We start from the raw sequence: 21,242 nt of genomic DNA on the forward strand, positions 1-21,242 counted from the left end.
ACGGTTTTTCAAAGTTGTTAATTAGCACTTATTCTATCCCATTCTTCATTATGGGATTAGTAAAAATACGTAATTCTTCTAGCCATTTTCCTAAAGGGCCGCTAATTAAAAAAAAGGAAAATTTAATAAAAAGGTAATTTAGATGGCGGGGCGCACGGCCTTCACGAATATCTTCTGGTAATAGGGAGCGAAGAGGTTGTCTTCCTTCACGCCCAGAGAAGTGGAGGCATGGATGAACCATACCTCATTCTGGTTTCTCACCTCGGTGACCATGCCCACGTGAGTAATGTTGTACTCACTTTTGGAGGAACTGAAGAACACCAGGTCACCGGCCTGTAATTCCTGGGTGGAGATAGGAAGGCCAAACTGGCTCTGTTCGGTAGACGTGCGCGGCAACATGACGTCAATAGATTGGAAAGAGGTGCACAGCAGGCCAGAGCAGTCCATGCCTATGCGGGAGGTACCTCCCAGTTGATAAGGAGTGCCGGTGTAAGACCGGGCAGTGGAGATGACGGTCTCAATGTCGCGGCGCACGGCGCGGTTGCTGCCCAAGTGGATGGAGCCTGGCGTATTGCGGCCCCGGCCCGAGGAGATATGGATTTCTTTGAGTGGTTTTTTGGAGCCTGATCTACGCGCCATTCTCTCCCTTTTCTTCATCTCGGCGATTTCCCTAGCCGACCGGTACTTTTCATTGGGCTTGCTGAAGGTGGAATAAGAGGATTTTCCGCAGGAGCCGAGCAGCATCATCAGGCTCAAAATAAGCAGAGTTGATTTTTTAGAGACGTTGTTCAAAGCTTTCTGTTGTTGGCGCATATCAATAAGAATCAAAGATAAAGCATTCCACTTTTTTATTAAAATGAGTTTCCTCTTTACCCTTCCGCTCCAGCAACTCATTAAAAAAGTATTTAGAAGACACTTGAATGACCGAGAACCCCTATGGTAACGGCCGCAATGATTTGAACAGTATCTTGAAATTGACCGCTTATCAAGGATTCAAAGGTATCTGATTGAACCTCAATGGCTTTTGGTTAAATATTTTTTGCAGGCTTATTTCAGACGGAATTGTGCGCCCAAAGCTTTGTTTATAGCCCGATTTTGCAAAAACAGCTTTGAAATGGCTTACACTATTCCCTCCAGAAACGCCACGGCTCGCCGCTCAGAATAATAACGGCCTTTGAAAAAGCCCTCTGAAAAACCCACGTGGCCGCCTTCTTTGGGCATCTCCAGGTAGAAGTTAGGGTTCTGCCGGGCCTGCTCCACCGGGAAGCATTCTTTGGACAGGAAGGGATCATTCTGGGCGTTCACCAGCAGTGTGGGCACTTTGATGCGGTGCAGGTGAGAGACCGAGCTGCACCGCTCATAATAATCAGCGGCATTCTTAAAGCCGTGCAGAGGCGCGGTGTAACGGTCGTCGAACTGTTCAAAGGAGTTGATCTGCTCGTAGCCGGTGAGGTCCAACTCAAACCGCTGCGACTTCTCTTTCAGTTTTTCGTGGAGAGACTTCAGGAAACGCCTCATGTAGATGCGGTTGGCGGGTTTGGCCAGTTGCAGGCAGGCGCTCTTCATGTGGCAGGGCACCGAGAAAACCGCGGCCCGGGCCACCTGCGCCGGCACCTTATCAGACCATTGCGCCAGGTAATTCAACGTGAGATTGCCGCCCATGCTGAAGCCCACCAGGTGGATGGTCTCGTACTTGCCCGTCTGCAGGGCGTGGCGCACCACCAGGTCCAGGTCCTCCACGGCGCCCATGTGGTAAGACCGCAGCAAGTGGTTGGGTTCGCCGCTGCAGCTCCTGAAGTTCCAGGCCAGGGCATCCCAGCCGGCTTTGTTCATGGCCCGCACCATGCCTTTCATGTAAGGCCGGTGCGTATCGCCCTCCAGCCCGTGCGAAATCACCACCAGCGTCTGAGAGCCCACCTTAGACCAGTCCAGGTCCAGGAAATCCTTATCTGGGGTCTGGATCCTTTCCCGGGTGTACGTATGGGGCGGCAGGCGCCGGAGCGTACTGGGGAGAATGGTTTGGAGGTGTCCGTTCAAAAGAAAAAACGGCCGCCTGATATCTGGGGTGGGAAGTAAAGGCATAGGGTCACTGCCGGGTAAGTCTCTTGCCGGAGCCTGTAAAAGTAAAGCTTTTCAGGGGCGGCTGCAAACAGAACGGCCGCAGGCAGGAACGGATTGTAATTGTACTATATAAATTCGTCGGCCGATTGCGTGGGTTGGGCGTGAACAAATGCCCGTAGACCTAAAAGACAGAATACTGGAAATAAAAGCCCCTAAGTTTGTCATGTTGTTACTTAAAAAGTAGACTTTTATCCTGAATTTACCTGGCGATGAAAAATAAAGATATCGTTGAAAATATAATTCCTCAAAGTCACTTAAGCCACCAGGCGGAGGGCGAGTTCATGACTGCGGAACAGATGATTGTAATGGCGCAAACCAATCTGGAGTTTCTGAAGGCCATGTACCGCCAGCAATTGGGGTATGACCTTGCGGTAAATGCCATCGTTGCTTAACTGATTTTCAATCCGGGCTGCTTTGGGGCTTCTCCGGGAAAAATGGCTCTGAAACGAGTCCTGCGAGTAGTTGCGTAGCAAACAAAGGCAGCTGCGCCAGGAATAAGATAACATTCCAAAAGAAATGCCTGACCTTGCAGTCAGGCATTTCTTTTTCAGTAATCAGATGAATATGCTTTAAGGCATTTGGTCTGCGTCCCCAGAGCCTTTGTCTTTTCTCTTTTTCTTCTGCTTGTGCTTCACCACTTTGGCATCCACGTAGAAGACAATTTCCTCCGCGATGTTGGTGGTGTGGTCGCCCATCCGCTCCAGTTTTCTGATGATGCCGGCCACTTTCAGGCTTTGGTAGATATTATCCGGGTGGGTCTGGAAGTACCGCATGAGCACCTTGTCTGTTCTGCCGTGGATTTTGTTCAGCAGTTTGTCCTGCTTGATCACCTGACGGGTCAGTTCAGTGTCTTCCGTAAAGAAGGCTTTGCGCACGTTGCGCAGCATGGTCTCAGTGCCCTCAAACATCTCCAGCAGGCGGCTTTCCTCCAGCAGGGTGGGTTCAATGGGCGGCTTGGCTTCCTTGAGCATGGCGGCTATGCTCTCGGCGTAGTCGCCAATGCGCTCCAGGTTGGCGTTGATCTTCAGGATGGCCAGAACCCAGCGCAAATCCACGGCCACCGGGTTGAATAGCGCGAAAATGTTCTCGCACATGCGGTCAATCTTGATGTCATAGGCATTCACCTTTTTCCCGCTTTTGACTACCCGTTTCGCCAGTTCTGCATTGGAGGTCATGAGGGCTTCTCTGCTGGCCGCCAACTGGAAGTCCACCAGATCCCACATCTCCTCCACTTTGGTTTTTATCCGAAGAAGTTCTTTATCTAATTGATTCATATCTAACCTTGATTCTGATAAAAGAAGGTACTTGAAAAGCAGGACTTACCCTAATGACCTGAGTTGATTTGCTTCACGCGCCGGCGCTCCGTTTAAGGCCCGTTTTCATAAAATAGGCTTTAAAACAGGCCCCAGGGCTGGAAATCAACCGAAACGACCAGTAATGTAGTTCTGCGTACGCTGGTCTTTAGGATTGGTGAACAGTGTTTTGGTTTTGGCGTACTCCACCAGCTCGCCCAGGTAGAAGAACGCGGTGTAATCGCTCACGCGGCCCGCTTGCTGCATGTTGTGCGTCACAATTACAATGGTGTAGTTCTCCTTCAATTGGTGAATCAACTCCTCGGTTTTGGCGGTGGAGAGCGGGTCCAGGGCCGAGGTAGGCTCATCCATCAATAGCACCGACGGCTCGATGGCCAGGGCGCGGGCAATGCAAAGGCGCTGCTGCTGCCCCCCTGATAGCTCAAAGGCGCTTTTCTTCAGTTTGTCTTTCACCTCGTCCCAGAGGGCGGCTTGTTTGAGGGAACGCTCCACGCGCTCCTCAATGAAAGCTTTGTCTTTGGTGCCGTTCACGCGCAGGCCGTAGGCCACGTTCTCAAAGATGGACTTGGGAAACGGGTTGGGTTTCTGGAACACCATGCCCACGTGCTTGCGCAGATCGTCTACCTGAATGTTGGTTTTGTAGATGTCTACGCCGTCAATGAGAATATCCCCCTCAATCTTCACACCGTCAATAAGGTCGTTCATGCGGTTGAAGCAGCGCAGGTACGTTGACTTGCCGCAGCCCGAGGGACCAATGAAAGCCGTTACCTGGTTTTTTTTCATGGCCATGGTAATTCCCTTGAGGGCATGAAAATCGCCGTAATAGAGGTGAACGTCTTTGGTTTCTACACTATTCATATTGCTTATAAGAGGAGCAGCCGGAAAAGTTTGATTCTGGTTTCAAGGCCATTTCTGTAAAATCGGGCCCAAAACAGGTTTAATTCATTTTTACTTTTTTGCCGAAATATCGGCGGAGCCAGTTGGCCAATAAGTTCGCCAGCAGCACAATGAGAATAAGCACGAAGGCGGTGCCGTAAGCCATGGCCCTTGATGCCTCAATATTGGTGCCGCTGGTGGAGATCACGTACAGGTGGTAAGGCAGGGCCATGACCTGGTCAAAGATGCTGGTGGGCAGCTTGGGCAGGAAGTAGGCCGCCACCGTGAACAGGATAGGTGCCGTCTCGCCGGAAACCCTTCCGATGGACAGGATGAGACCGGTGATGATGTTGGGGAACGCCATGGGCAACACCACCCGGCTAACCGTCTGCCATTTGGTGGCCCCTAAGGCCAGCGAACCGATGCGGAAAGAATCATCAATGGCCTTGAGCGACTCCTCGGTGGTCCTGATCACCACGGGCAAGGCCAGCAAGCCCAGCGTCAGGGAACCGGCCAGGATAGAATCCCCGAACCCGAACTGATTTACGAACAAGGTCATCCCGAACAGACCGAACACGATGGACGGAACCCCGGCCAGGTTATTGGTCATGAGTTTCACGAACCGCTTGAACCAGCTGTCTTTGGCGTATTCATGGATGTAGATACCCGAGAGAATGCCGATTGGGAACGCGAACAGCATGCTGCCCGCCACCAGGCACAACGTACCCACCAAAGCCGGGAAGATACCACCCTCGGTCATACCCTCGCGAGGCATCTCGGTGAGGAATTCCCAACTGATGACGGAGATACCCTGCACCAGAATGAAGCCCAGGATCACCAACAGGATAGCCACCACTGAGAAGCTGAGCAGCCGGAAGATGAAGAATGCCGCACTCTGCGCCAAGTGTTTGCTTTTATGCGACGAGGAAGTAGTTCCGAAAGCCATGGCTTATCTGTTTTCTTTCTTTTTAGCCGAGACGAAATCCACGGTAAGGTTAATGGCCAGCGTCATGAGGAACAGGATGCAGCCCAGCGCGAAGAGGGCCTGGTAATGGATGCCTCCCTGCGGGGCCTCGCCCAGTTCTGCGGCAATGGTCGCTGGGATGGTCCGCACGGGTTCAAGAAACGTGTGCGGGATCACTGAGGCATTGCCCGTCACCATCAGCACGGCCATGGTCTCGCCAATAGCCCGGCCAATGCCCAGGATGGCCGCCGTGGAAATACCGGAAATAGAGTAAGGAATGATGACTTTGTAGATGGTCTGCCACTTGTTCGCGCCCAGCGCCAGGCTGGCTTCTTTCATGGCCCGCGGCGTGGTGCGCATGGCATCCTCAGACACCGAGATAATGGTAGGCAGCGCCATAATACCCAGGACAATACTTCCTGCCAACGCAGTCTCGCCCACCGGTAAGCCAAATACATCCTGGATCAAGGGTACAATCACCACCAAGCCAAAGAAGCCATACACCACAGATGGAATGCCGGCCAGCAACTCAATCACCGGTTTCAGGATATTTCTCACCTTAGGGTTTGCGATCTCGGCCAGGTAAATGGCCGAGGCCAGGCCCAAAGGCAAGGCAATCAGGATAGCGCCCAGACTCACCCACAGGGTACCCAGGATAAGCGAAAGCACGCCCAGTTGCACGGCCGGCTGGATAGTAGGGTACCACTGTCGGCCCAGCAGGAAGTCGCCCAGGGAGACATTGGCCAGTTCTATCCGGTGGCCCTTGAAGTCTTTGGCCAGGTACTCCTCGGGGAAGAAAGCCAGCATGTTGGGCTCTTGGGCCACCAGTTCATTCAGGCGCTGGGGCAGGTGCTCAAAGTTGGCGCCTATCTGTTCCTCAGTATAGTAATCGGTGATGTCATCAATGGAGAACAGTTTGATGGGGGCATTGGGGCCACCCACTTCTTTCCAGTTGGTGATGTTCTGGTCAAAAATCTCCTTCACCTCAGCCGCCTTCAGTTCTTTGACCGGGTTGTTCTGGTGCACGGCAATCACGGAGCCCTCGGCTACCGGCGACTGGCTGAAAATGCCCAAACCTTCTTTGAACAGGAAGAAGACAATCAAAAGCACGGTGATACTAGTCACCGTGCCGCTGATGGTAATCAGGCCTTCAATTAACTTTTCGCCCAGATTGTGGAAGTACCTTTTCAAGGGAATGGGTTAAGCGGGTTGAATTATTTGCTCAAAGGAATGTAGCCAATCTCCTGTACCGTATTCTGGCCTTCGGCGGAAAGCACGTAGTCTACAAACGGCTTCACTTTGGCCTCTGAAGTGGCGTCATAGAAGAAGAACAGCGGACGAGAGATTGGGTAGGTTTTGTTCTTGGCAGCTTCCATGCTAGGGGCCACAAAGGTTTTGCCCTGGTCATAAGACACTGCCAGCGCCTTCACTTCTTTGGTTTCATAGGCCAGGCCAATGTACCCGATGGCGCCTTTGGTCTGGCTTACTGACTGTACAATAGAACCGGTGGCCGGCATCATGAGGATACCGTTGGCGTAGTTCTTTTTGTCCATCACGTGCTCTTTGAAGAACTCATAGGTACCGGAGCTGGTCTCGCGGGAGTAAGGCACAATTTTCTCGTCGGCACCGCCTACTTCTTTCCAGTTGGTGATTTTACCGGTGAAGATGCCTTCCAGTTGCTCACGGGTGAGTTGGCTCACCTTGTTGCTGGGGTTTACAATAATAGAAAGGGCATCATATGCGATAAGGGCTTCTTTTACGTCTTTCTTGGCGCCTTTCAGTTTCAGTTTCTCCTCGGTCTTCAGGCCGCGGGAAGCCATAGCGATGTCTGTGGTGCCTTCCTGCATGGCAGACAGGCCCACCCCGGTTCCGCCGCCCACCACGGTAATGGCAGCGCCCTGGTTTTTGGCCATGAATTTCTCTGCTTCCTGCTGGGCCAACGGCAGCACAGTGTCACTGCCTTTCACGGTGATGGTGGTAGCGCCGGAGGTAGCTTTGTCTCCTTCTACATTCTCTTTTTTTGCATCGCCGCCTTTGCTGCAGGCGCCCAGTAACAAGGTAGCAACCAATAGACTGCTCACCTGCGTTTTGATAGATTTTATCATTGTAGTGTTCATGTTTTTGCGTCTGTTTCAGGAAAAGACCTTAGAAATTGATTTGGGCCTGTACCCTTAATAATTGTCCGTTCTGGCGGTTGTCAAGATTGCGGCCGTCCCGGTTGGTGCGGTCGGTGATGGTGTATTGGGTGGCCAGTTCAAAGGCGGGCATGGGCTGCCATTCCACCCCAATCTCGGTCTCATACACTTTGCTGTAGCGGGCATCGGTCTCCGCTTTTCGGCCTCCCTCAAAGTATTGGACTTTCAGGAACGGAATGAAGTTCTGCTCTCCTAACTTAAAGGCATACATGGCCTGGGCGTAACCTCCGGTCAGGGATTTGGTCTTGATGCTGTAGGTGGCTGGGTCAAAAGTAGGACCTTCCCCCACGTTGTACTCAGCTTGGAACCCGAAGGGCTTTGGGTACAGCACAAAGCTGGCGGCCACCCGGCGGTCGGCAAAGTTTCCACCCTTGACCTCGGCGTTGCTCAGCTGGTCTGAGGTAACAGTGTACACCCCGGTGTACGCCTGTATGCCGGGTTCTATGATCTGCCCGTTCTTGAACATGAAAGGGTAGGAGAGACGAGCCACCAAGTGCTGGTTGTTGTTGGCTTCCTGTTTGTTCGCGGTCTGGCCGTTGTACACACCCAGGGCAAACACCCCGTAGTCACCGGAGCCTTTGAAGCGGGAATTGGCCAGTTCACTGAATCTCTTCCGGATATGCTCCGGGGCCCAGTAGAACATCACGCCCAAGTCCCGCTCGTTGGGCAGGGCTGTGTTAAGGGCATCGCCCCGGTCAAGCGTGAGGCGGTTCTGGCTGGACTGCATGTTCTCAAATCCGTACGGGATCTTGCTTTGGCCAATACGCACGCGGTACTCTTTTTTCTTGTCCAGAGACACATCGGCGTAGGCATCCCTGATCTGCGCGAAGTGGATGGTGGAACTACCATTAGGTGTGGAGGCTAAATCTGGCTGGATGTAGATGTACACGCGTTCGTGCACGTTTCCGCTGAACACCAGGCGCGCCCTTCTGATAAGGAACCCGCCGTTGTTTCCCACGGATCTGTCATATTCTGTTCTCAGGTCTGGGTTGCTTTCCAGCAGGCGGTTATAGCGGACCTGCACGTAGCCGCGCAGGGATATTTTGTCATACCAGTGGGCTTTGGCTGCTTCCGGGGCTTTAGGTTTGGCTACCACTGAGTCTTGGGCAGAAGTAACTGTGGCCGAGTCCCGGGTTGGGTTCACAAGAACCTGGGCCTGGGCTACCCCAGCGGAAAGCAAAAACGCAGCAATCACACTTATTTTTTTAAAATAAGATCTGGGTACGCTTTTGTTTATGGGTGAGAACATAAGCAAAAAGTGAAGTGTTAAAATTTATAATTCCGTAAGTGTGGCCCCTTTGCATTTAGTCAGGATGAAAAGAGGTTTTTGGCGGAAAGAACATCTGCTGCAGCATGCAATGCCTTAGCTTTTGTTCTGCCCTTCAAAAGACAAACCTTTAAAAATTAGTCTCGGGTTTCTAACGGCTGTCTTTTGATGGTGCAAAAGTAGAGGGGCAGTATTGCCTGAATATTACTTCTATGTTACCTAATTGTTAAGAAGCATAAAAGGACAGGTTCCAGATTAGGTACTAAGCAGGTGTTTGTCTCCTGGTTTGCAAAGAGCTAAAAATGAAGCAGCGTAAAATAGAACTTTCCAGGCGGGTTTGCCCGTAGATAGATTAATCAATGCTGGAAAGCCCAAAGGGTCGTTTTGTAGCCGATTTCTTTGAAAAAGCTTTGAAATAAAGCTCTGAGGGTAAATTGGTTGCTGCGGAAATGAACAGAATCAGAAACAGTAGTTGAAGTTTGGGTGATTGCTTAAATTATTTTATATTTAATGACACTTTTTGTAGAATAAAGCTCCACGTAAGTCAATTGTTGCTATGGCTAGAACCATCTTATTAATTGAGCCCTACATTACCATCACGGTAGACTCTGAGACCTCTATTTTGTACGTAGACTGGTGGGGTGATATCACGAAACAGAACGTGTTAGATGGCTGCCGTTTCCTCCTGAACATGCTGGAGCAGGAAAGATGTCACTTAATCCTGAACAATAACTCAAACGTAACCACCCACTGGAAAGCCACCGCCATTTGGGCCGCCACCGTAGGGTTCCTGGAGCTGGACAAAACCACCTGCGCTTTCTTCGCGTGGGTAAAGCCTCCTAAAAGCAATATGTCTCCTGATTATGGTGTGCGGTTAGATGTAAAGAATGTGAAGGTACGCATCTTTGATAGTCAGCTTGCCGCAGAGAGGTGGTTGCTCTCTACCAAAGAAAAGATAAAAGCCTCAAAAGATAACGCGGTAGCCGTTTAAGTAGGAGTTAACCAGAAAGCATAACCCTTAAGCAGATACAATCTATAAGGTCCATGCAAAGGAACTGCCGGGTGCAAGCCATGGTAGCCCTTTTGCATGGACCTTTTGTTTTCTAAGCAAAGTGCCGGCAGGTTCCTCGTTTTAGAACTGATTTCCGGAAAACTGCCTCAAAACGATAACTCAGGAATGTGTGTGCCTGGGCTATGCATCCACACGGATGTTCATTAAAAGGCTTAGGCCCCAGTTGCACCGGAAACCATAATGGTTTTCCTGCCTCTTTTCATGAAAACAGGATAAAAACACGAGCCTGTTATAGTAGCTGATGTTTGAATAATTACAGATTACCCGAAAATGGGCGTGGAGCCCTTTTCTGTATTTTCCCTCCTGTGTCTGGTGATGAGCCGATGGTAGATAGGCTTATGATGGCTTTTTCTCTTGTGTTAAGCTCTTGTAAGCCTTTGTTCTGTAGTATATTCTTTTCGGTTATGCTATGTATTATTCTAAATCAGTTTTTATTCGCTTTTACTTGCTTGTTATTGTGATTTTAAGAAGAGGAGAATTGCTGTTTTGTATTTGGTATAAATAACTTTGTTATGAGTTGATTGAATTCAAAGGAATTAGCAAAGATTATTTTGGAGGTGATTTGTAGTGATCTCGGGTTAGGTAAAGATTATAGAATGCTATAGGTTATTTAATGGCATTTTGATGGCAAAATTTATGCCCCTAGTAAGATAGAAAATAAAGTAATTTCATGAGTGTATTTGATTTGCGGTGATTAGTTGAAGGAGTAAGGGTGAAATAAACGCAACTATTTGTTTGTGTCATAAGTACTTATACTGAAAATTGTTGTCCATTATTTAAAAGCAACATATGACCGAAGTAGCCGTGTTATTTATTTATGGGGTAATAGGTGCTACTGTAGGCCTTCTGGTAGCTGTTTTGATAAGGAAAATGGTTATCGCTTTTTTTGGACAAAGCATGATTAGTGTTGGTATAAGCTACTGTTTAGTGCTTATTGGAGTCATTCTGGTGATGAATATGAGTCATTCTAAGTTAGAGGCTTTTAGTTCTATTTTTAGAAACGAGCAAAAGCCCGCTATTGAAGCTAAGGTTTAGCTATTACCTTTAATAAGCATCTCTATCACCTCTTATTGTAAGCCAGATTGTTAAAAACACAATTTTCAGGTCCAGAAGCAATGACCAGTTCTCCAGATACCAAATATCGGCCATAATCCTTTTCTGCATGCTTTGCATGTCTTTTGTCTCGCCCCGGAAACCATTTACCTGGGCCCATCCAGAAATACCCGGAGTCAAATAATGCCGGACCATGTACTCATCAATAAGGGCAGAATAGTCCTCTGTATGCTTCAGCATGTGCGGCCGCGGCCCAATAACCGACATATCACCTAACAGAACATTCAGAAACTGAGGCAATTCATCAATATTGGTCTTTCTGATAAAAGCCCCCACTCTGGTAACCCGGGCATCTCCCTTTGAGGCTTGTTTTTTGTCTGATTCGTCATTCAAATGCATGCTTCTGAATTTGAAGCAATAAAAAGGCTTGTTGTACCGCCCAGAGCGTAATTGCCTGAAAAATACTGGTCCCTTTGACTCAAGCTTTATGATGATTGCCATAACAGGGATGAGCCAGCTTAGGATAAAAATTATTACCATTGAAGAGACCACCAGGTCAAAGACCCGTTTAACAAACCGGTTGGCCCGGTCTTCCAGTGGTTCCTGTCTATGGCTAAGGATAGGTGCCGGCCCGTTAAAATCAATAAACACATTCTTCTCCAGAAACAGGTTTATCTCCGGTACCAGCCTAAAGCGGATCATGTTTTTATCGGCTTCATGGATCAGGGCGTCTACCCTTTCCTTGTCTGGGGTAGGCAGGGTGTAGAATATCTCAGAAACGCCCATGGCTTTGGCCCGCGGAAAGCATTGGTCTATAGACCCCAGAATATCCAGGTTTTGAGCACTGCTGGGCCTGTCATCAAAAAAGCCTTCTATTTTGTATCCCAGGTGCGGGGTTCTATTGATGTAGTCCCTTATCTTTTCCCCTGTCTGGCCCGCTCCAATAATGACCACTTTCTTATAGTTCATAAGGAGGTGGCGCTTGGTCTTCCGGATAAAGAGAAATGCCACCTTCACGGTGAGCAGCACAAACCCAAACAAGAATGAGCTGAGCCACACAAACTCAAAGGTAAGGGCTAGCTGTCTAAGGGTTAACTTCAAAGCCAAAAGGCCAGAAAAGTACATAGCCAATGCCAAAATGGTGGCTTTAATGGTTGGTATGGCTTCTCTGCTCAAGACGTCCTGGTATAGCTCAACCAAATGGGAACAGTAGAACCAGATGAGGTTAAATAAAAGGAAGTTGAGTTTGTATTGATCTGGAATTCCGGAGTCTAAGTAGGAGGGGCTGGTTAGTAAAAGGCCGATGGATAAGGAAAGATTTAGGAATAGGTAATCAATAGATATGCTTATCCATTTGAAAAAGGTAGTGTACTTATATGACATAATGGATTTAACATAATTATTGTGTTTATTTAATACACTATATCAGATATTCTAGGGGAGGCGGGGAGGAAATGTGAATTAAGTAAAAATAAATTTAAAAAAAAATAGAAATGTTGAGATTTAATGGTTTATATTTGTAAACGATCATTATTATGCTATAGGCTTAGAAGGCCAGTAGAAAATATAACCCACCTTTAACCTGGAAAGTAGGAGCAGCGCGTTAATTCGCTCACCTTTCAATAGACCAGGTTTGTAAACCATAACTCAAATATGGTGTCTGAAGCAATGGTTATCTAGTTCAAGAGATAAGCTCCATACTTAATTCTGCTGTTAACAGAGATCCAGAGACACTTCATTGTCAAGTGTTGGAAAGCAAAATAATAAGAAAGCCTGCCGCCACTTTCTTCCTTACCGCAGTTCACAGGGTAGCGCTTTTAAAGACAGAGATATTAGAAGGTTTTCCTTGTGGAGGAAAACAACCATATCCTGTCATGCCGCAAGCCTTATGCTTCCACCACCTACTTCTTTCCCCTATCCAGTAAAATATATCTATAGCAAAACTTATATACTATATCAATAGAATGAAAAAGGCATTAATCACAGGTATTACCGGGCAAGATGGCGCCTATCTAGCTGAGCTGCTGCTTAAGAAAGGGTATGAGGTGCATGGCATAAAGCGGAGAAGCTCCCTTTTCAATACAGAAAGAATTGACCATCTGTACCAGGATCCGCATGAGGAGAATGTCAATTTCAAGCTGCATTATGGTGATTTAAGCGATTCAACCAACATCATCCGCATCATCCAACAGGTGCAGCCAGATGAAATCTATAACCTGGGGGCCATGAGCCATGTGCAGGTAAGCTTTGAGACGCCTGAGTATACCGCCGATGTAGATGCAATGGGTACTTTAAGGGTTTTGGAAGCCGTACGGTTGCTTGGGTTAACCCAAAAGATCAGAATATACCAGGCCTCTACCTCAGAGCTTTACGGCCTGGTGCAGGCGGTTCCTCAGTCAGAAACTACTCCGTTTTACCCTCGTTCCCCTTATGCGGTAGCCAAACTTTATGCCTACTGGATTACGGTAAATTACCGCGAAGCCTACGGAATGTTTGCCTGCAATGGGATTCTGTTCAACCATGAAAGCCCCCTGAGGGGAGAGACATTCGTGACTCGTAAAATCACCCGTGGGACTGCTAAAATAGTGCTGGGCCTCCAGGATAAATTGTTCTTAGGAAACCTGGATGCGCGCCGGGATTGGGGGCATGCCAAAGATTATGTAGAAGCCATGTACCTGATATTGCAGCAGGAAACGCCGCAGGACTACGTCATTGCCACCGGGGTGACCACCACTATCCGGGATTTTGTAAGAATGGCCTTTGCCGAGGTAGGAGTGGAGCTTGAATTTGTGGGGGAGGGCCTGCAGGAAAAGGGAATTGTGTCTTCCTGTTCAAACCCAGACTACCTGCTGGAAACAGGCAGAGAAGTAGTGGCCGTTGATCCCCGGTATTTCCGCCCCACAGAAGTGGAGTTACTCATTGGGGACCCAACCAAGGCCAAAAAGCTGTTGGGGTGGTCACCTAAATATGACCTGCCAGCATTGGTGAAGGAGATGATGGAAGCTGATATTGAGAATTTCCAGCGGGAAAGGATTCTGCAGGAAGCCGGTTACCGGGTAAATAACCAATTTGAATAGATGCATCCAGAGGCCAAAATATATGTGGCAGGCCACAAAGGCCTGGTGGGCTCTGCCATCATGAGAAAACTGGAGCAGGAAGGCTACCAGAATCTCCTGTACCGTACCTCCAGAGAGCTTGATCTCCGGCACCAACAGGAAGTCAATGACTTTTTCGCCGCTGAAAAGCCCGAGTATGTTTTCTTGGCTGCCGCCAAAGTTGGCGGTATTGTGGCCAACAACATACGCAGAGGGGAATTCCTGTATGATAACCTCATGATCCAGAGCAATGTCATCCATGCCTCCTACCAGAACCAGGTGCGCAAACTTCTGTTCCTGGGCTCTTCCTGTATCTACCCCAAGCTGGCGCCCCAACCCCTTAAGGAAGAGTATCTGTTAACCGGCGAGCTGGAGGAAACCAATGAACCCTACGCCATCGCGAAAATAGCGGGCATCAAACTCTGTGATGCTTACAGAAGCCAATACGGGTGCAATTTCATCTCCGTGATGCCCACCAACCTGTATGGTCCCAATGACAACTATGACCTGCAGAACTCCCATGTGTTGCCCGCATTGATCCGGAAGTTCATTACGGCCCGGGAGAAACAATCGCCCATGGTGGAGCTTTGGGGAAGTGGTAACCCCAAACGAGAGTTCCTGCATGCCGATGATCTGGCCGATGCCTGTATTTACCTGATGAACACCTATGACGAGCCTGGCCTCATTAATATAGGCGTAGGAGAAGACATTTCCATCCTGGATTTGGCAAAACTGATCCAAAACGTAGTGGGCTATGAAGGCCGCATAGTGCTGGACAAGAGCAAACCCGATGGTACCCCGCGCAAACTGTTAGATGTTTCCAGGCTTAAATCCCGTGGATGGGAAGCCAAAATCTCCTTGGAGGAGGGTATCCGGAAAGTGTATGAGGAGATTAACGACTTGTACAGAGTGGAGTGGCAGCAGGAGCTAACAGAAGTGTAAACCACAGAAATAGCAGAAGTTATTTTTTCTCTCTGTCATTAACTGGTTAAGGTTTCCTGTCCTCACTTCATTTTAATCAGAGGCAGCGAAACAGGTGCAGAAAATTAAATTCATGTGATACCTAAACCCAAAACCATGTTGAAGGAAATCCAACCTTATTTGCTTCCAGATGCAGAGATCAAACAGCTTGATAAATACCTGGAATGCCCCATTGAAAATCCTACAGAAGGGTTAAAAGCCAACGCTTATTACTTTAACCACCCTGAGTGGGCAGAAGAGTATCTCACCTACTGTCATAGGAGCGACAGCTTCAGAAGCAGATGGCAAGCCGCTGTTGGCGATTGGACAAACAAAATAGTGTTAGATATTGGTTGCGGACCCGGTAACATCTATGCTACGCTCAAGGGCAAACCCAAGCTTCTGATTGGGGTTGACGTGGCTCCCAAATCTTTGGAACTGGCGGGTGAGCTAGGTTACCTTCCTGTTCTTGCCGATGCCACGCACCTACCGTTTGTTTCAGGTTTTGCTGATATCGTGACATTGAACGCCGCCCTTCATCATTGCGAGGACATGGCCGCCATCTTAAAAGAAGCTGCCCGTCTGGTGAAACCCGGAGGCTTGATTGTAACAGACCATGATCCGCAGTATAGCGCCTGGAATTATAAAGGATTGGCCAAAGTACTATGGGAGGGTCGGCTTATTTTCTACAAGATCACGGGCCATGGTTTCCATAAGACAGATAGCCAGCAGTATTGGGGTTTGAAATGCGAAATCCACCATAAACCGGGGCACGGGGTCACCAAAGAGCTCTTCACAGATACGCTAACGCCAAATGAATTTGAGGTCAAGGTTTTCCCGCACAACCATGAGTTGGGGGCAGAGGTGTTACAGGGCCAGAAAGGTAAGGCGTCGTTGAAATACAGATTGGGGAACATTTTGTCTGGCCGGGATCCTAATGCCGATGCCAGTGCCCTCTCCCTGATGTGTGTGGCTAAGAAGAAAGAACTGGCGCCTGTAGATTGATTATCCTGCAGTTAAAGATAAAGATGGGGTGGGGCTTTCTGTTTAGAAGCTCCCCCCTTTTATAGTGCGAGGCAGTTAATTTTGTGGGTGTTATTGGAAAAGTAAAATAAAGCATAGCTAGTAATTTTATTTTGGGTTTTTATAGAATAATAAAGATTTGATTTAAGAAATAGAGATAGCATATAGTCCTAATTGATAAAGAAATTATATCTAAAAATTAAGTAGTTTCTGTTTGTTGCTCCCCCGCTTATTCTTGGTGTTGAGTCTGATTGTGAATGTTTTGTATAAGATATTATAAGCAGTAGCGTAGCTTTATGAAGACAAGTTTTACTTTCCAGTTATGGAAGTGTATACTCTTGCAGAGTTTTGCATTTTCTTTATTTCTTTTTCCTTTGGTTGGGTCGGCGCAGTTGCCAACCAGTTTCCAAAAAGTAGAACTAATAACAGGCCTTAAGAACTCTATAAACTTTGAGTTCGCGCCAGATGGCAGAATCTTTATTCTGGATAGGTATGGGGAACTGTTCATTTATAAGCCCAACCTCCAAACAACAGTATCTGCCGGTACTTTAAACGTTTTCCACGACATGGAAGAAGGGCTCTTGGCCATTGCCTTTGACCCTAATTTCACGGTGAATCAGTATGTCTATATACATTATTCACATGCCACCCTTCCAAAGAATAGGGTTTCAAGGTTCCTGATGAACGGTGACAATCTTGATCTCACCTCAGAAAGAGTACTGCTGGAATGGACAAGTGACCGAAACGGGTATTTCCATGCCGCCGGAGACATGGATTTTGATTCAAAAGGGAATTTATACATTGCTATTGGTGATAATTCAAATCACTCACAGTATGCTCCCCTTAATGAAACAAATGCCAACCTTAGTGCTGAAAGAACATCTTCAAATACCAATGATTTCAGGGGTAAAATCTTAAGGATAAAACCTGAGGCAAATGGGACCTACACTATCCCGGCAGGAAACCTGTTCCCCAACGGAGAGGGTGGTTTACCCGAGATTTACGTAATGGGGGCCAGAAACCCATTTAAAATATTTGTAGACAAAGGCCTTACCGATTGGCTTTTCTGGGGAGAAGTGGGGCCAGATGCGGATGTTGCCAGTGATGCCGGGCCAGAAGGTCTTGATGAGATAAACCTTACCAAAAGTGCGGGCAATTATGGTTGGCCCTATCTCTCAGGTGCTAACCGGCCTTACCTTAATACCTACGCAGAGCCAGATTTCTACTATGATAAAAACAATCCGGTAAACCTCTCTAAGTGGAATACAGGCGCAAAAACGTTGCCTCCAGCCCAATCTTCCTGGTTAGACTTTTTTCACCAATGTTACCTGGCAGGCCCCAGATACTACTACAATTCAGCACTAAACAACCCTAAGAAGCTGCCTTCAGAGTTCAATCAGGCTTTCTTCTATTTTGACTTTAATCAAAGTAAAATCTGGGTTGTGAAACTAGACGCCACCGGTAAAATCCTGTCAAACCAACCATTTGCGCCAAGTATCACCGGGGCGGGTTTCATGGATTTGAAAATTGGGCCAGACGGACAGTTATATATCCTGGAATACGGCGCTGGCTGTTGCCCCGGAAACGTTGGTAGCGGTAAGCTGGTCAGATTAGATTATACCGGAATTGATACAAACAAAAGCCCTGTCGTGGCCCTTAATGCAAGTACTATCTCTGGACCTCTGCCCTTAACCGTTAATTTCTCCAGCGAGGGTACTTCTGACCAGGACGGAGATGCTCTTACCTACGCCTGGGACTTTCAGTCAGATGGAACGGTAGATTCAAACGAGCCAAACCCATCTTTCACCTTCACTCAAAAGTTAAATTATGATGTACAATTACGCGTAACAGATACAAAAGGAGCTACAACCTCAAAATCGATTAAAATTTACGCTGGCAATACCGCGGCAACTTTTAAGTTTAACAGCCCGGTAGATGGCGGCATGATAAGTTGGGAGGATAACCTCAACTATGACATTGTGGTGAATGATGCTGAGGATGGCTCTACCGCCAATGGTACCATAAGCAGCAGTTCTTTAAATCTAGTTCCGGCTTTTGGGCACTTAACCCATTCACATGACGGTATTACCATCAATAATACAAAGGGTACTTTTTACTTGGACCCCAGTGGGCATGATGCTCAGGGACCCGATGATATCTTTTATATTTTCAAGACCAGTTATACAGACAAGGGTGGCTTAACCGCTTTTGATCAGGTTACGGTGCACCCTAAAATTATGGAGGCAGAGTATTATGATACTGAGTCAAACACCCGCCTTATAGATAATACAGACCAATTGGGAGGGGCCTCTTATTCAGTAAGGGCTTTGTTACATGGTTCTTATGTGATGCTGGCGGGTAGAAACCTGAAAAATATTCACTCCGTCTCGTACAGAATTGCTTCCACCTTGGGCGGTACCATTGAGGTGCACCGTGACTCTCCAGACGGGCCTATCCTTAGCACAGTGGTAATCCCTGTTACCGGTAGTTTAGACAGATGGGGAGATGTGACCGGGGCCATCACAGACCCTGGTGGCAAACACGACCTTTACTTTGTATTCAAGAAGCAGGCCGGGGACATCAACCTCTTTGACGTGAATTATATTGAGTTCATTGGGGCCGGTGTTTCAGTAGACATGACGCCGTCCAATATATACTCAATCAAGGGCATGTCTAAAAACCAATTCCAGGTGAGGTTTAACGAGGCTCTGGACAAAGCCTCTGCTGAGTCTATCTCTAATTATAGTGTCAGTAACGGGATCAGCATTCTATCGGCGGTCTTGCAGGGAGACCGGAAAACCGTAGTGTTCAATACCACCAGCATTGTGCCCCAGGTACAAAATGTCTTTTCCGTTTTATATAGAAAGAATGAAAGTGGTATAGTATCAACTACGGTCTTGAATAAAAACTTCACTTTAGATGAGGTATTTATCAGGATTAACTCTGGTGGACCTGCCGTGGAGGTGAATGGTGTGCAATGGTCTAAAAGCCAGTTTCATACTGGGGGTACCAGTGTTACCAAGGCCACTGTGCCCATAGATAATACCACTTCTGATGTAATTTACTTGTCTGAGGTCAACAGCAACTTTACCTACAATATTCCAGTGCCTCAAAGAGGGGTTTATGATGTTAAACTACACTTTGCCGAGTTGGATTACACCAAAACCGGGTCAAGGCTGTTCAATGTTGACATTGAAAACGGGCAATACACGCTTTCCAACTATGACATCTTTGGTAGGGCTGGGTATAGAACAGCACAAATAGAAAGGTTCAATGGTATCCAGGTTAATGATGGTTCTTTGACCATACCTTTCACCGGTGTTCTGGGGAGGGCCAAGGTGAATGCCATTGAGGTGGTCTATGGAAAGGAAACGGTGCAGAAACCCAATATCACCATCACGAACCCTGCAAGTGGCGCCACGGTTGTTCAGCCTTTCAAAATCAACTTCAATGTAAATTACTGGCCTATTGGTGGCCAGACGTCGCATATTCATAAGATAATAGACGGTGTTGACAAAGGCGATGTCATTACCACAACCCCTATTACGGTTGATGGTCTATCCTTGGGGTCTCACACTTTAAAACTTGCGTTGGCAAACGCAGACCATAGCTTAACAGAATACAGCCATGAGATCCAGATCAATGTAGCTTCCCAACTGCTATGTGTTGACAATCCCTTCCCGGTAAAATGGACGGAGCACATCATAGGACCAGACGTTGCTTACCGGTCTGCCTACATTTACCCGGTAGATATCAACAATGATGGGTTCAAGGATATTGTAACTGGCGGATGGTGGTACCGCAACCCCGGAATACCTAACGGAATTTGGACCCAAAACATCATTGGTGCCCCCATGAACAACATGGTGCTTGTTCATGACCTAGACAAGGACGGAGACTTAGATATTTTCGGCTTCCAGGGAAAATACCTTAGCTCACAGATGGCGTGGGCCCAGAATGATGGGAAAGGAAACTTCATTATCCACACCAACATTCCTGGTGGTTTTCCGGCGGGTTCAACCCAGGACAAAACCTTTGTAGCAGGGGCAGCCATTGGTAACTACAATGGGGTGGAGAATATCCAGATTGCGCTATCCTGGAATGGGGCTGACGCAAACAAATTGCCTGTGCAGATGTTGACTGTTCCAGCCAACCCCGCCGCTACTGCCTGGACCATAAAAGACATCATGCCTGTAGGAGTAGGAGAGTCTATTTCTGCCGTTGACATAGACAAAGACGGCGATCTAGACCTTTTCCAAGGGAAAAATTGGCTGAGGAATGACAATGGCTCCTGGACCCAGTTTGCGACAGGGGTCACGCTTCCTTCTAAAATGGAGCGGAATGGATTCTTTGACCTTGACCGGGACGGCGTTCTGGAAGCAGTAGTAACCGAAGATGGGGTTGATAGAGAGATTAGCTGGTTGCAAATTCCTACTGATCCTACCAAAACCTGGACCCGGAAAGTGATAGGAACAGATGTAGATGCCGGTCTTAGTCTGGATGTAGTGGATTTTGACTTTGATGGCGACTTAGATGTGATCACCGGCGAATGGAAAAATGACCACCGGCTGATTGCCTTTGAAAATGATATTTGCGATTCCGGAACCTGGATCAAGCGGATTCTGCATGCAGGCGGCGCTACAACACCAGATCACCATGACGGTACTCAAACGGTAGACCTTGACAATGACGGTGACCTGGATATCATCTCTATTGGCTGGGATAAACGAACCCCACGGATTTTCGTGAATGGTGGAGGCGGTGCTACGAACCAGCCGCCGGTGGTGTCGGCGCCGGTTCCGGACCAGAGCGTGGCGGCGGGGGCGGCCTACGCCTACACCGTGCCGAGCGGGACCTTCACCGACCCGGACGGGGACGCGCTGACGCTCTCGGCCACGCAGGGCAACGGCAGCGCGCTGCCCTCCTGGCTGACCTTTAGCCCGGCGACCCGGCAGCTGAGCGGGACGGCCCCGGCCTCGGCGGTGACGCTGACCGTCCGGCTGACGGCCTCTGACGGGAAGGGCGGCAGCGTCTCCGACCAGTTCACCCTCACGGTGACCGGGGGCGGGGCGAACGGCTCGCCGGTGGTGGCCACCGCCATCCCGGACCAGAGCGCCACGGCGGGCGCGGCCTTCAGCTACGCCTTTCCGGCGGGCACCTTCACCGACCCGGACGGGGACGCGCTGAGCTACTCGGCCGCGCTGGCCGGGGGCAGGGCGCTGCCTTCTTGGCTGAGCTTCAGCGGGGCGGCCCGCTCCTTCAGCGGCACGCCGGCGGCGGCCGACGCGGGCACGCTGGCCGTG

Annotated in this window: 16 protein-coding genes; 7 read left to right on the forward strand and 9 right to left on the reverse strand. The window is 48.6% G+C overall.

Going from position 1 to position 21,242, the window contains the following annotated elements:
- Positions 1-138: 138 nt before the first annotated feature.
- Positions 139-828, reverse strand: a complete 690-nt coding sequence (locus J3P35_RS06410) for a C40 family peptidase (protein WP_246849994.1) — start codon at positions 826-828, stop codon at positions 139-141.
- 291 nt (positions 829-1,119) lie between these two features.
- Complete coding sequence (locus J3P35_RS06415) at positions 1,120-2,082, reverse strand: YheT family hydrolase (RefSeq protein WP_210463506.1); 963 nt, start codon at positions 2,080-2,082, stop codon at positions 1,120-1,122.
- Positions 2,083-2,330: 248 nt separating this feature from the next.
- Between J3P35_RS06415 and J3P35_RS06420 the strand changes: the two genes are divergently transcribed.
- Complete coding sequence (locus J3P35_RS06420) at positions 2,331-2,513, forward strand: hypothetical protein (RefSeq protein WP_210463507.1); 183 nt, start codon at positions 2,331-2,333, stop codon at positions 2,511-2,513.
- A gap of 177 nt (positions 2,514-2,690) precedes the next feature.
- Here J3P35_RS06420 and phoU read toward each other — a convergent pair whose 3' ends face one another.
- The 6 genes from phoU to J3P35_RS06450 all read right to left on the reverse strand — a co-directional run bounded on the left by phoU (position 2,691) and on the right by J3P35_RS06450 (position 8,664).
- Complete coding sequence (gene phoU, locus J3P35_RS06425) at positions 2,691-3,395, reverse strand: phosphate signaling complex protein PhoU (RefSeq protein ID WP_210463508.1); 705 nt, start codon at positions 3,393-3,395, stop codon at positions 2,691-2,693.
- Between the two features lie 144 nt (positions 3,396-3,539).
- Entirely contained in the window at positions 3,540-4,292 is a 753-nt protein-coding gene (gene pstB / locus J3P35_RS06430) for a phosphate ABC transporter ATP-binding protein PstB (protein ID WP_210463509.1), read from the reverse strand.
- Positions 4,293-4,371: 79 nt separating this feature from the next.
- Positions 4,372-5,256, reverse strand: coding sequence for a phosphate ABC transporter permease PstA (gene pstA, locus J3P35_RS06435; protein ID WP_210463510.1), 885 nt, complete (start codon positions 5,254-5,256; stop codon positions 4,372-4,374).
- 3 nt (positions 5,257-5,259) lie between these two features.
- Entirely contained in the window at positions 5,260-6,465 is a 1,206-nt protein-coding gene (gene pstC, locus J3P35_RS06440; protein ID WP_246849995.1) for a phosphate ABC transporter permease subunit PstC, read from the reverse strand.
- Between the two features lie 23 nt (positions 6,466-6,488).
- Complete coding sequence (locus J3P35_RS06445) at positions 6,489-7,391, reverse strand: phosphate ABC transporter substrate-binding protein (protein ID WP_246849996.1); 903 nt, start codon at positions 7,389-7,391, stop codon at positions 6,489-6,491.
- Positions 7,392-7,419: 28 nt separating this feature from the next.
- On the reverse strand, positions 7,420-8,664 hold the full coding sequence (locus tag J3P35_RS06450) for a porin (RefSeq protein WP_317195360.1): 1,245 nt from the start codon (positions 8,662-8,664) through the stop codon (positions 7,420-7,422).
- 628 nt (positions 8,665-9,292) lie between these two features.
- Here J3P35_RS06450 and J3P35_RS06455 point away from each other — a divergent pair.
- Both J3P35_RS06455 and J3P35_RS06460 read left to right on the forward strand, forming a co-directional pair.
- Positions 9,293-9,727 (forward strand): hypothetical protein, encoded by a 435-nt coding sequence (locus tag J3P35_RS06455; RefSeq protein WP_210463512.1) that lies wholly within the window; start codon positions 9,293-9,295, stop codon positions 9,725-9,727.
- An 870-nt stretch (positions 9,728-10,597) separates the two neighbouring features.
- Positions 10,598-10,843 (forward strand): hypothetical protein, encoded by a 246-nt coding sequence (locus J3P35_RS06460; protein ID WP_210463513.1) that lies wholly within the window; start codon positions 10,598-10,600, stop codon positions 10,841-10,843.
- A gap of 9 nt (positions 10,844-10,852) precedes the next feature.
- Here J3P35_RS06460 and J3P35_RS06465 read toward each other — a convergent pair whose 3' ends face one another.
- The gene (locus J3P35_RS06465) at positions 10,853-12,244 is read right to left on the reverse strand and encodes an undecaprenyl-phosphate glucose phosphotransferase (protein WP_210463514.1); all 1,392 of its coding nucleotides are present in this window, start codon (positions 12,242-12,244) and stop codon (positions 10,853-10,855) included.
- A 581-nt stretch (positions 12,245-12,825) separates the two neighbouring features.
- Between J3P35_RS06465 and gmd the strand changes: the two genes are divergently transcribed.
- The 4 genes from gmd to J3P35_RS06485 all read left to right on the forward strand — a co-directional run.
- The gene (gmd, locus tag J3P35_RS06470; protein WP_210463515.1) at positions 12,826-13,938 is read left to right on the forward strand and encodes a GDP-mannose 4,6-dehydratase; all 1,113 of its coding nucleotides are present in this window, start codon (positions 12,826-12,828) and stop codon (positions 13,936-13,938) included.
- Entirely contained in the window at positions 13,939-14,898 is a 960-nt protein-coding gene (locus J3P35_RS06475; protein WP_210463516.1) for a GDP-L-fucose synthase family protein, read from the forward strand.
- A gap of 135 nt (positions 14,899-15,033) precedes the next feature.
- Positions 15,034-15,921: a class I SAM-dependent methyltransferase gene (locus J3P35_RS06480; protein ID WP_210463517.1), complete on the forward strand. Its 888-nt coding sequence runs from the start codon at positions 15,034-15,036 to the stop codon at positions 15,919-15,921.
- Between the two features lie 314 nt (positions 15,922-16,235).
- Positions 16,236-21,242: PQQ-dependent sugar dehydrogenase (locus J3P35_RS06485; protein ID WP_246849997.1), on the forward strand; the 5,007-nt coding region annotated here is incomplete at its 3' end.

The sequence above is a fragment of the Rufibacter roseolus genome (assembly GCF_017916365.1).
GTDB lineage: Bacteria > Bacteroidota > Bacteroidia > Cytophagales > Hymenobacteraceae > Nibribacter > Nibribacter roseolus.